Raw genomic sequence first — 12,445 nt, 5'->3', positions numbered from 1 at the left:
TAATTTTATAAAACGGGTCCCATAGTAGCAACGATATTGTTCCAGATTCTATAAGGTACTGACCACTGTTCTACATGTTCACGGCGTACTTCATCAGAGGCAGTAATATACTGGTATTGTCTTTCCATAATATCAGCGGTGAGGGCTTTATCGCTAATCAATACATTATTCTCATAGTTCAAATCAAAGCTACGTAAGTCTAAATTAGTCGAGCCAATCAAGCTGATTTCACCATCGATAGTCAGAGTCTTAGCATGGAGTAAGCCTGGTTTATACTCATAGATTTTGACTCCGGCCTCAAGCAGTTGCCAGTAGTAGCTGTGGCTAGTAGCGGCAACCACAAAGGAGTCGTTCTTTTTGGGGAATATCATAGTCACATCGACGCCACGATAGGCCGTCGCACACAAGATACTCACTAGAGAATAGTCAGGTACAAAGTAGGGCGTTGAAATGATCAGAGTATGCTGTGCTTGACTGATTAGTGCGCCCAAGAACTGTGGTGTCGCACCTTGTCGCTGAGTAGGCCCATCAGAGAATACTTGCGCAGCAAAGCCCTCAGGTTTTGAGTCACTAAAATACTTAAAGCTATCCAAAGGGGTTTCAGGGTTTTGAATAAGCCAATCGCTGGCAAATAACATCTGGTTTTGTGCTACTACTGGCCCTTCAACTCTTAGCATAATATCTATCCACGGGGCGTACTTAGGCTTGACCTGAAACTCAGGGTCAGCGCAATTACGACTGCCGCAATAGCCAATCTTGCCATCAATCACAGTTATTTTACGGTGATTACGCAAATCAAGGCGGCTAAACAACAAGGTTTTTATTAAGTTACTAATTGGTAGCGCTACGCTAACTTGGACGCCTGCCGCTTTCATTTCTTGCCATATTTTTGAGCCAATCATTTTGCGCGAACCCATACCATCGACCATAGCTCGACAAGTAACCCCACGCTTCGCTGCGCGGATGAGTGCTTGAGCGGTATCAATACCCATCCCATCAATTAGCCAAATATAATACAGTACATGGATATGATCAGTCGCCGCATCGAAGTCGGCAATCATTCGCGCTCGAGTATCAGCGGCATTCGCCATCAGCTCTGCACTATTGCCTAAAGTAGTATGAAATCCTGTTACGTTTGCAGAGTAAGCAAAAGCGGCTTGATAGGGCGGTTTGATAGCGGCTGCTAATGAGGCCTCGTTACCGAGTACTTCAGGGTTAGCTCGATGTAATCTATTAATAATTTGCCGATGCTCACGCTCAAAGTTGCGGCCTAAATGAATCTCCCCAAACATCCAATAAATGACTACTCCAATATAAGGCAGTAGAAATAATATAACTAGCCAAGCTAAGCGTGCGGGTGAAGATAAATTATGACGCGCTAGAACTCGCAAAGAAATAATGATAAGCAACACAAAGTGAACAGTTAGGAGAATATTGAGTGCCATAAAAGCAGTCCATTAGCGGTATTTTTATTGGGATTAATTATTAGCAAGTATAGCGTATTCTGTAATAATATGGGTCCATGTTGCTATTAGCTTGTGAGTGAGGCTTGTAAGCTGTTTAAAAGCTTTTTTGCTAAAACCTTTGGATAGTTTAGTTTTTGATAATTAACCTGTAACTAGTTACGATTATTTAGATATAGCTTTAACGTATTAGCTAAAAAAGGGTGTATAAGTAAGCTAGATTTTACTAATCTCAATAATGGCTACCATCCAGTCTTTATCCTCAAGCATCCTTGCTTACTTTATATTACCATTACCTCTTTAATGGACTCAGTATATGCAATTAGCCATACCCTCTAGGTTATTAAATAAGCTCACTATCGTCATTAGTTTTATCGGGGTTGGGGTAGCGTTAATCGATAGTGGTTTTACGCTAGGCACTTGGTTACAGCAGTTGTTCCACTTCTTTTATTTGTTCATCATCGCTCTAGGTTTTTCAGCCATAGTAGAGCGTTATATGCACCCAAAAACTCCGCTGGTACTGCACAAGCTACTGCTTAATAAAGTCGCCATATTCGATTTGTTTACTAGTGCGGCGATTGTCGTGCTACTGGCGTTACATTTCACTGATTTATTGCAGTCAGGATTTACTATGGCCACTGATGGATTTGCTGCCATCAAAATTGCCGTTTTTGCCACTTTTATCCGTGAAATATCCGATACTGATTTCAATCTAAAACGTACTTTTTTAAATCCGGGTCAGTTCTTTATCTTAAGCTTTTTGTCAGTGATCTTAGTTGGTGCTTTATTGCTGATGATGCCCAAAGCTACTACTCAGCCTTTATCATTTGTAGATGCGCTATTTACCGCTACTAGTGCTGTCTGTGTGACGGGGCTAATCGTCGTAGATACTGCTACTTATTTCACTACCTTTGGCCAAGTCATCATCATGGGAATGATCCAAATTGGTGGTTTGGGGATTCTGACTTTTGTCACTTATTTCAGCTACTTTTTTAAGGGTGGCGTCAGTTATGAGACTCAGCTAAGTATAGGTGAGATGACCTATGCGCAGCGGCTAGGAGATGCGGTGACTACCTTGAAGTCCATTCTATATGTCACTTTTGGTGTTGAAGCGTTGGCCGCTGTGTTTATCTATAGCAGTATTTATGATTTGCCGGGGATGAGTTTATCAGAGCGTTTATTCTTTTCAGTCTTTCATGCAGTTTCGGCTTTTTGTAATGCCGGGTTTTCGACTTTTAGTGCTGGTCTTTATGACGAAACAGTACGCTTTAATTACCCTCTACAATTAACCATTGCTACTACTTTTATCTTCGGTGGTCTAGGCTTTATTATCGTGGTTAATCTACTGCGTTATTTGCGCCACCGTAGCGAGCGTTTTATTTATCGCAATAGCCATAGTAATGAGTCGCGCTATGCCTATCAGCCGTGGTTACTTAGCATCAATAGCCGTATTACTTTAATCATGACCGGCGCGCTGCTACTGATCGGGCTAATTGGAGTAATGATATTTGAATATAATGGGATACTGGTTGAGCATAGCACTTGGTATGGTAAATTAATATCAGCGTTCTTTACCGCCGCCACCCCACGTACCGCAGGTTTCAATAATTCTGATATGGATGCTTTAGCGTTCCCCACTATTATGTTGACCATATTTCTGATGTGGGTTGGTGCCTCGCCCAACTCTACTGGTGGAGGTATCAAGACTAGTACCTTTGCAATTGCGTTGCTAAATACCTTGAGCATTGCCCGTGGACAGGGCCGTGTTGAGGTATTTCAACGTGAGATTGCTGATATCTCTATCCGTCGTGCTTTCTCTATTATGTGGCTATCATTATTGGTCATCGGTACGGGGGTGACGGTAATTAGCTACAATCAGCCAGAGCTGGAGTTAATCAAAGTAGTATTTGAATGTTTTTCCGCCTATAGCACAGTAGGTTTAAGTTTGAATTTGACCCCTGAGTTGTCAGATTTTAGCAAACTGGTAGTCGCTGTCATTATGTTCGTTGGGCGAGTAGGCATGTTAACTATCTTTATTGCACTTCTTAAAAATATGCGTCAGCGTAACTATCGTTATCCAACTGAAGAAATTACTATTAACTAAAGCATTTAAACAGCTATTAATTATCGGGGTGTAAGCAAAGTTATGAAATATATTATTATAGGCTTAGGGAGCTTTGGCTCATCATTAGGGATAGCGCTCACCAGTCAAGGCCATGAAGTTATCGGTATCGATAGCAATATGCAAAAAGTCGATGCCTATAAAGAAGTGATCTCCCATACTATCTGTATGAGTGCCACTGATGAATATACTGTAAAAGGCCTGCCGATTATTGATACTGATATTGTGATCGTCGCTATTGGCGAAGATCAAGGCGCTAACGTCATGGCTACAGCGCTATTTAAGACCCTAAAAGCCAAGCGCTTAATAAGTCGTAGTATTAATCCCTTACACGAAACCGTATTACAAGCGATCGGGGTCGACGATATCTTCCATCCTGAAAAAGAATCAGCGATGCGTTGGGCAAAAAGGCTATCGTTACGCTATTTTGTAGACTCATTTGAGTTGAGTGAGAATTTTAGTATTGTTGAGATTAATATTCCTGATGCACTGGTTGGTAAAGCTATTGGTGAGTTAAAACTTGAGCAAAAATTCAATATTAAGCTATTAAGTACCTTAGTCCACGAGCATTATAAAGATACTTTTGGACGTATGCAGAGTAAACCGAGTATCCAAGGTTTGGCGATGCCTGAGCAAATCCTACAAGATAATGATGTCCTAGTAGTCTATGGTGCTAATAAACATATTAATCAGTTTTTACGTAGCGTTGGGGTCAGGGTACATTAGACAGCTGGCAGCTTAGGGCAATAGCTACTTATAATAGAAATTATTTAGCACAGTGGTTGTTTATAACCGCTATCATTGGCTATACAAACTATTTGAGATAGCGGTTACTCACCATACTAATGACTTGAAGTAACTGACTATATGAATGGACAAAGGGGAGAGTTATGAACAAGCGCAGCCTATCCGTCCTATCTATTGCGGTCTTACTAGCGGTATCGTTGTCAGGCTGTGATCAGTCGGTACAAGACCCAAATACTATGTTTTCAGAGCAACACAAAGATCCTATTAAAGAGCTTGAGATAACCTCAAATATTGATCGCAGCAAATTTAAATATAAACAAACCTTTTATGTGCCTATTTATTCAGATATCTATACGGATAGAGACAATCGCAAGGTTTTGTTATCAGCGACTCTAAGCGTACGTAATACCACTCTAAAAAAACCACTATTTATCAATAAAATCGACTACTACGACACCGCGGGTAATCTTGTAAAGCATTATCTAAAAAGCACCATTGAACTGCCACCAATGGCCACGTTGAACTATATCGTCGAAAAAGAAGAGGATAAAGGCAGCTCAGGGGCGAACTTTATTATCGAAGTAGAAGGGTTGGATGATACGGTGACGCCGGTCATTGAAGCGGTCATGATAGGTAATTTTAGTAATAAAGCCTTTTCGTTTAGTACTCAGGGCACGCCAGTGATACACGACTAAGTATAAGGTCGTTGGCTGGCAATATAACAATGCCATGTATAGCTATTTATAGTCAGCTATCGGTGTTCAGAATCTTGCTGTCATGCTGTCTATTAAGGAAACAAAAATAGCGTAAGGTTTACTGATAAGCAATTTTGAGAGTTAGCTTGTGATACTAAGCGATTAATATAATAAGCCCATCCAACTTTTAAAGCGCGATGGGCTTATGACTTACTAATTAATTATTAATCTTGCCAGTTAGAAGGTGAATCAATAACTTATTTTCTGACCGTTTTAGCCTGAGGATGGGCATTGCCATTGGCGTTAATAGTAGTACTGATATTAGTAATGATATTGGTGACAGCAGCTTCTGGAATAGGAAATACTTTGTCATAAACCCAGTTAAACACAAAAGCATACAGCACATAAAAAGTCGCCATAGCGATGTCCATAATAAACGCCTCCCATAAGCTAATATCCAGATACCAAGCAATCATCGGCATAAACAGGATCAGCAGCCCACCCTCAAATAGCAGCGCATGGCCTACACGTATCATCAGGGTCTTATGCACATTACCGCGTAGTTTTACCATGGCATGGTCAAACCATAAGTTATAAACGAAGTTCCATACAGTAGCGATAATGGAGCCTACTACAGCGATAACTCCCATCAACTGTAGATCAAAGCCAAATACTAAGCTGACTAATGGCGCAAAGATAAGTAAGCCGATTAGCTCAAAGCTTAGGGTATGACGGATACGATCTTTAGTAGTACGCATTAAACTTCCTAATGGCTGCAATCGTCTGCCGATTGAGCCTCTATTGAGGCCTAGTATGTCTTTAGGCACCGCTGTCAAAACAACTAGATAAAAGCCATGATCTTAGCATGCAAAGTATGGCCCTTATGTAGGGTTAGTATAGTTACTATCTTAGGGGCGTAGCTAATGTTACTGCGCAGCAAAAGGTATTTACTATTTAGCTCCATTACCTTTTAGGTACAAGGGTGTATGATGATTGCCATTAGTAGAAAAGTAGCAAATCCGCTGCATCTCTACAAAGCTATCAATACAAAGCTATCAATCAAACACCATTATTATTTGCAGAGAAACTTATGAATACTTTTACTCACGTTGCTGTTGGTACCAATGATTTAGACAAAGCCCGTATGTTTTATGACAAGGTCTTAGCTCCTTTAGGGCTTAAGCGCATTGCTGATCTAGGCGAAGCTGGTGCAATATGGGGTGTAGATAGCCCTTCTTTCTTTGTTATGAAGCCTATTGACGGTGAAGCCGCTACTGCTGGTAATGGGGTTACGGTTAGTTTCGTGGCGCCAAGTCGCGCAGCTATTGATGCCTTTTATGCTGCGGCACTAAGCGCAGGTGGTATTGATGCCGGCCTACCAGGCACACGTGATTGGGCACCTAATGCTTATGCGGCGTATGTTCGTGATTTGGAAGGTAACAAGTTAACGGCTTATTGCTTTGAGGCTGAATAACTGTGCTATTTGAGTGCTCATTTGTGAGCTATAAAGCTCTGTAGTAAGCAACGATAACTATAAAAATCCCACAACTATGTGGGATTTTTTGTCGTGAAAATAAAGCCAATAACGGTAAGTAAGGCTGTGTAAGTAATGCGTATTGGCTCAGTAAGGCCTAGGCTGTCAAACAACAATCTGGTGTTAGACTCTACAAAACCCATAAAAAAACAACGCTGTAATAGGAATAATTATTTTATGACTACCTTTACCAGCCAAGCAGTCAATACTAGTAATAATAAAAGTGTTGCTGCTAATACTGATTGCAATAATATCGCCAGTAATACTACGAGCTTGCTTGAACCACAGACTATAGAGCACAGCATCCAAGTTAGAGGTGCGCGTGTTCATAATCTAAAAAACGTCGATGTTGATCTACCGCGCAATGCGCTGGTAGTGTTTACTGGAATCTCTGGTTCTGGTAAGTCGTCGCTGGCTTTTGGTACTTTATTTGCTGAGTCGCAACGCCGTTACTTAGATTCAGTATCGCCTTATGCACGACGTCTGATAGATCAAGTTGATGAACCGGATGTCGATGCTATAGAGGGCTTGCCGCCAGCGGTCGCCTTGCAACAGCAACGTGGTACGCCTTCCGTGCGCTCATCAGTTGGTAGTGTAACTACTATCTCTAACGGTCTGCGCATGCTGTACTCACGAGCTGGCGAATATCCTACTGATCAACAGATGCTTTATGCGGATGCATTTTCGCCGAATACCCCTGACGGTGCTTGTCCAACTTGCTCAGGTATTGGTCGGGTTTTTGAAGTAACCGAGAAGTTATTGGTTCCTGATGATACTAAGACTATTAGAGATAGAGCCATTGCCGCATGGCCACCAGCGTTTCAAGGTCAGAACTTAGCTCGTATTCTAACTACCCTCGGTTACGATATCGATGTGCCATGGCATAAACTGCCAAAACAGACTCGTGACTGGATACTATTTACTGACGATACGCCAACAGTGCCGGTTTATTCGACATACAATATCCAACAAGTACGTGCCGCCATCGAACAAAATGAAAAGCCTAGTTATACTGGTACTTATGTCAGTGCTAAAAACTTTATTCTGCATTCCTTTGCCACTACCCAAAGCCCGCTAACTAAAAAGCGCGTCTCGCAGTTTATGCAAATCTCAGTATGTCCTGAATGCCATGGCAAAAAGCTAAAGCGAGAGTCGCTATCAGTGAAATTTGCCGGACTAGATATCGGTGAGTTATCGCAATTGACCTTAACTGAAGTAGCCGTTAAGTTGCAAGATGCGGCGCATGCTAAACCATCTAACAATACCGTAGATCGAGAAAAAGCAATTGTCGCTCAGCGTATCGCTAGTGATATCCTCTCGCGTGTTGAAGCCTTGACGAGGTTAGGTTTGGGCTATTTATCACTTGAGCGTACTACGCCTACTTTATCTCCAGGGGAGTTACAACGTTTGCGTCTTGCTACCCAAATTCGCTCAAAATTATTTGGGGTAGTTTATGTCCTCGATGAGCCTTCTGCGGGTCTGCATCCAGCCGATACCCAAGCACTATTGGGTGCATTGGACGAGCTGATTGCTGCTGGCAATTCAGTATTTGTAGTTGAACACGATGTTAGTGTTATTAGACATGCCGATTGGGTAGTAGATGTCGGTCCTGATGCTGGCAATCACGGTGGTGAAGTGATTTACAACGGCCCTGTTAATGGATTACGCGCTGTTAAAAACTCGTACACCGGACAATATCTGTTTAATGCTGCCAGCCAAGTAAAGCGTAGTCCAAGATCGCCAAAAGCTTGGCTTAAACTGGTTGGGATTGAGCGTAATAATCTACAAGGGTTAGAGGTCGCGTTTCCACTAGGGGTGATGACTACGGTCACTGGGGTATCCGGTTCAGGTAAGTCAAGCTTAGTCAGTCAAGCGTTAGTAGAGTTGGTTTATGAAGCACTAGGGCAGCAGCCAGTGCTAGAAGTTGCAACTGGTGAAGCTGATCTATTGCAGCAAGAATTAGAGACGCCAACAGGTGGTCGAATTGTCGCTGGTATGGAGCAAGTAACACGGTTAATAACTGTCGACCAAAAAGCCATAGGTCGTACGCCTCGCTCTAATCTTGCCACTTATACTGGGTTGTTCGACCAAGTGCGTAAACGGTTTGCTGCAACTCCAGAAGCCAAAGCTCGCCGTTATAATGCTGGTCGTTTTTCTTTTAATACTACTAAAGGTCGTTGCGCCAATTGTGAAGGCTTAGGTTTTGTGATGGTCGAGCTTTTATTTCTGCCAAGCGTTTATTCACCTTGCCAAGTCTGCCATGGGCAGCGCTACAATGATGAAACTCTCGAAATCACTTATGGTGATAAAAATATCGCTGAAGTACTAGCGCTAACGGTGGAGGCAGCCTATGAGTTCTTTGTTGATGAACCCGCTATCTTGCGCGCCTTACAGGCTTTATTACAAGTCGGGCTTGGCTATTTGCGTCTCGGTCAACCTGCCACGGAACTGTCAGGCGGTGAAGCCCAACGTATCAAATTAGCTACTGAACTACAGCGGACTCAACGTGGCGATACTCTTTATGTGCTTGATGAGCCGACCACCGGCTTGCATCCTAAAGATGTATCGATGTTAATGGCTCAGTTAAACGGTCTAGTCGATGCAGGTAACACAGTGATTATGGTTGAACACGATATGCAAGTGGCTAGCAACAGCGACTGGGTTATCGATATTGGCCCTGGCGCGGGTGATGAGGGTGGACAGATTGTCGCTCAAGGATCACCTGAACAGGTAGCTTGCTCCAAAACTAGCAAAACTGCACCGTTCTTATTGGCTGAGTGTGAATCTTGAGAGCGGCCTGTAGAAAGGCGATAAATCCAAACTATTTTATTAGCTAAAAATAGAGAGTCACTGCTACTAACAGGCACTAACTTTGCGTAGATGGGCTATTGCCAATTCATAATCAATAGCGAAATACATAGCTATCAAATCCAGTGATTTGGTGGGTTGATACCCACACTACGCAAAGCTTAAATAGAGACCATTGTCACTGAATTTAAAAAGGGTTTAATGCTTACTTGTAAAAGATGGAACGTTGAGCGCAGCTAGCCACCCCTAACAGTCTGCTAGGCGATAACCATCACTTGGCAGACAAATAGTCTGTGAACCTTTCAGCGCTTTGAAAATACCCTATGATTATTTAGCTTAGTCCATCCAAGGCTTTTAAACCCGCTTTGGCAATACGCACATCCTCACTACCATGAGCGCCACCGACTCCAATACCACCGATGACCACACCTTCACTATAGATAGGCAAGCCGCCATCCATCATCAGCATGTTTTCATCCAAATATCTGACATCAGCAGGAATCGATCCATCGGCAATGCCTTGAGCAATGATCGCAGTTTCCCTCTTTTGTGAGTTGGCGGTATAAGCTTTTTTATAGCTGGCACGAATAGTATGTACCCCAGCTTGATGATCTCTTAATACAGCTAATGTCTGTCCCGAACGGTCGACTACGGTTATCGATACGGCTAACTGTTCAAGCTGTGCAGTTGCAAAGGCGGCATTGACAATAGCTTGCGCCATCTGGCCAGTTAATATAGTAATAGCAGTCATACAAGCTCCAAAGTTATAGGTATAAGGTTTCGCTTATTGTTCTTATAAGTCTTATTACTGGCACAAGATACAACGATCATACAGCACTTTATTAACCAAACGGTTAACCCTCTTATTAGCTACCTTATTATCCAAACTGACAGCTAAATTAGCAGTACGATGATCATTATTATTGAGGGTTTTTAATGCTAAATGCTAGGCTGGCTTATACATAGCCACTAAGCTTGTATTAAATAAACGAATAAACCCACGCTTAGTGGTGGGTTTATCTAATAAGCAGCTATCTAAGCAACGCTATTGCTTAAGCAACGCCACTATTTAACCCATCATTATTGACTAGTAAATTTTATGGTTTCATTAGGGGCATTAATAGTCAACTGGCTCGCTAAGATATCGCCTTTAGCATTAATTTTGTAACACTCAGTGGTCGTACCTTCAGGATCAACGTTGAGTAACATATTGGTTGAAGTATCTATGCAGAACAGGGCGGTGTTATTGCTATCTTGTGCCAAAGACCAAGACTGAGTATATCGGCCTTTGTGCTGACGTTTGCTACTATCGCTATAGACGTTTTCAGTGAGCAGTGGACTGCTATCGCCAACCTTGGCCAGTTTAGGAAGAGTGGTGGTTTGGGTTGCTACTGAGTATTCACCTGAGCTGTCAGTATAGCCGCGGAACACCAACGGATTTAGAGTGAAGTAGTTGATACTAACGGACTGATTGATCAGCTGGTTATTGGATTTAGTAATAGTATTGACTTCGGCACCTTGTGCGGACTTACCGTCGAACAGCATAGTGCCTTTGGGTGTGACTTTGATATCGGCGACTATGTCTTGATTATCGACTTTGGCCATTAACTTTTGCGTGCTCTGCTTAGTATAGATATTGATCATCGCCGTCTCAACAGGATACTGAGTGACAATCTGATTCGTGGGGCTATTGGGATTAGTATTGCCATTGTTCATACTGGCGCAAGCGCTTAGGCTCAGAGCGGCTGCGATACACAAAGCTAGTGCTTTCATAATTTAATTCCTCTTTTAATTTTGTTTCATTATTAGCTACTGCATGGATTGAAAGTACCTCAATTTAGATAAACTATCTACTGCTATAGTTTATTGTTTTATTACTAGGGCATGTTGAATCTTCATAAGCAGACACTGCTGATAGACCCTGATTTATCAAAGCGGTGCTCTAATCATCGTGACAATCACAGATCATACATATTTCTTAGTTAGATTTTTATATAGTAGGATTAAATAAAATAGCTAATTTTACATAAAAAATGCACCTATAACTTAGGTGCATTTTTAATCTTTGTCCAGTGTCGGTAGTTAATAGTTTATGTTAATAGTTACGATATCTGAGTAATTGTCAGGTCTAAAGTCAGCGCTAGGTACTGTGGCGTAGACGCTTCTATTTTGAGCCGAACCAGTGCCATTAGCAGTTACACCATTCCCTACATTACTAGAGGTTGCGGTATTGCCCCATACGGTTCCATTAACCCCAGTAGTAGAGCGTAGTTGATAAGGAACTTGGTTATTATTGCCAGTAGTGCCTTTCATAGCTCCCAATCCTACTGTACTACCATTTGAGGGAGCCAATCCGATATTATAAACCGTACCATTTGTGCAAGTTAAATTGATAGGATTAGTACCGACACTCTCAATATTGGTAGCACTAGATGGCTTATTACCAAAATTTATATTACTTTTAGAATTGATTAGGCATTTGCTCGGAGCAATGGCTTGAACATAAAAAGGGTTCATACGTTGAGTAGGTGTAACTCCGGGACCTAATGGTGATAATGATGTTCCACAGTCTTTGTTTAAACCAGCTACAGAAGTGACAAGGGTATTATTTATTTGATAGTTAATTTTATAAGTGCTTGGATTTCTTGTGCTTTGGTTTGCAGGAATAGCGGCATAAACTGTCATTACCCCCCTTTGTATACCACCATTAGCAGTCACTGTGACATTGACAGCAGCTGCCTCTTTGGTTGTTGGGTTTTGTATAGATCCCCAAATATTATTATATCCGCTATCGGTATACATTTGAAAAGGAAGGTTGGTAAGGCCTGGGGTTACTGGTGTTATGGCACGTGGAGTGATTCCTTCATTCCCAAGGCTAATACAGAGGGTCAAATCCTGTGCCGCATCTCCTGTATTGGTACATGAGTAATTCACTGTACCTGTGGTTGTGAAGCGATTATTACTGAGTAGGTCAATAGAGCCAAAGTCGATATTGCTTATCTATGCTGAACAAGTAACGATGGGGGCAGCGTTAGCATTATTGACCGGTAATAAAAAAGCCAAGGGAATCAAATAA

Annotated in this window: 10 protein-coding genes; 5 read left to right on the top strand and 5 right to left on the bottom strand. The window is 42.0% G+C overall.

The window, feature by feature from the left end; genetic code table 11:
- Nucleotides 1-5 precede the first annotated feature (5 nt).
- Entirely contained in the window at nucleotides 6-1,445 is a 1,440-nt protein-coding gene (cls, locus tag JMY09_RS09480) for a cardiolipin synthase (protein ID WP_201623349.1), read from the bottom strand.
- A 334-nt stretch (nucleotides 1,446-1,779) separates the two neighbouring features.
- Between cls and JMY09_RS09475 the strand changes: the two genes are divergently transcribed.
- The 3 genes from JMY09_RS09475 to JMY09_RS09465 all read left to right on the top strand — a co-directional run bounded on the left by JMY09_RS09475 (nucleotide 1,780) and on the right by JMY09_RS09465 (nucleotide 5,027).
- Nucleotides 1,780-3,567, top strand: a complete 1,788-nt coding sequence (locus JMY09_RS09475; RefSeq protein ID WP_201623348.1) for a TrkH family potassium uptake protein — start codon at nucleotides 1,780-1,782, stop codon at nucleotides 3,565-3,567.
- A 42-nt stretch (nucleotides 3,568-3,609) separates the two neighbouring features.
- Nucleotides 3,610-4,311, top strand: coding sequence for a potassium channel family protein (locus tag JMY09_RS09470; protein WP_201623347.1), 702 nt, complete (start codon nucleotides 3,610-3,612; stop codon nucleotides 4,309-4,311).
- Nucleotides 4,312-4,475: 164 nt separating this feature from the next.
- The gene (locus JMY09_RS09465; RefSeq protein WP_201623346.1) at nucleotides 4,476-5,027 is read left to right on the top strand and encodes a DUF3124 domain-containing protein; all 552 of its coding nucleotides are present in this window, start codon (nucleotides 4,476-4,478) and stop codon (nucleotides 5,025-5,027) included.
- A gap of 257 nt (nucleotides 5,028-5,284) precedes the next feature.
- Here JMY09_RS09465 and JMY09_RS09460 read toward each other — a convergent pair whose 3' ends face one another.
- Complete coding sequence (locus JMY09_RS09460) at nucleotides 5,285-5,785, bottom strand: PACE efflux transporter (protein WP_201623345.1); 501 nt, start codon at nucleotides 5,783-5,785, stop codon at nucleotides 5,285-5,287.
- Nucleotides 5,786-6,117: 332 nt separating this feature from the next.
- Here JMY09_RS09460 and JMY09_RS09455 point away from each other — a divergent pair, with 332 nt between their 5' ends.
- Complete coding sequence (locus JMY09_RS09455) at nucleotides 6,118-6,501, top strand: VOC family protein (RefSeq protein WP_201623344.1); 384 nt, start codon at nucleotides 6,118-6,120, stop codon at nucleotides 6,499-6,501.
- Nucleotides 6,502-6,738: 237 nt separating this feature from the next.
- Entirely contained in the window at nucleotides 6,739-9,351 is a 2,613-nt protein-coding gene (gene uvrA, locus JMY09_RS09450; protein ID WP_201623343.1) for an excinuclease ABC subunit UvrA, read from the top strand.
- Nucleotides 9,352-9,700: 349 nt separating this feature from the next.
- Here the strand turns inward: uvrA and JMY09_RS09445 are convergent, their stop codons facing one another.
- The 3 genes from JMY09_RS09445 to JMY09_RS09435 form a co-directional block, all read right to left on the bottom strand.
- Nucleotides 9,701-10,120 carry a GlcG/HbpS family heme-binding protein gene (locus JMY09_RS09445; protein WP_201623342.1) on the bottom strand — a complete coding sequence of 140 codons (420 nt, stop codon included), beginning with the start codon at nucleotides 10,118-10,120 and terminating at the stop codon, nucleotides 9,701-9,703.
- A gap of 329 nt (nucleotides 10,121-10,449) precedes the next feature.
- Entirely contained in the window at nucleotides 10,450-11,142 is a 693-nt protein-coding gene (locus JMY09_RS09440; RefSeq protein WP_201623341.1) for a hypothetical protein, read from the bottom strand.
- A 309-nt stretch (nucleotides 11,143-11,451) separates the two neighbouring features.
- Nucleotides 11,452-12,360, bottom strand: a complete 909-nt coding sequence (locus tag JMY09_RS09435) for a Csu type fimbrial protein (RefSeq protein WP_227677267.1) — start codon at nucleotides 12,358-12,360, stop codon at nucleotides 11,452-11,454.
- Between the last annotated feature and the right edge of the window lie 85 nt (nucleotides 12,361-12,445).

This window comes from Psychrobacter urativorans (assembly GCF_904846695.1).
Classification (GTDB): domain Bacteria; phylum Pseudomonadota; class Gammaproteobacteria; order Pseudomonadales; family Moraxellaceae; genus Psychrobacter; species Psychrobacter urativorans.
Note: the sequence above shows the minus strand (reverse complement) of the source record. Positions and strands in the feature narration are given on the sequence as shown.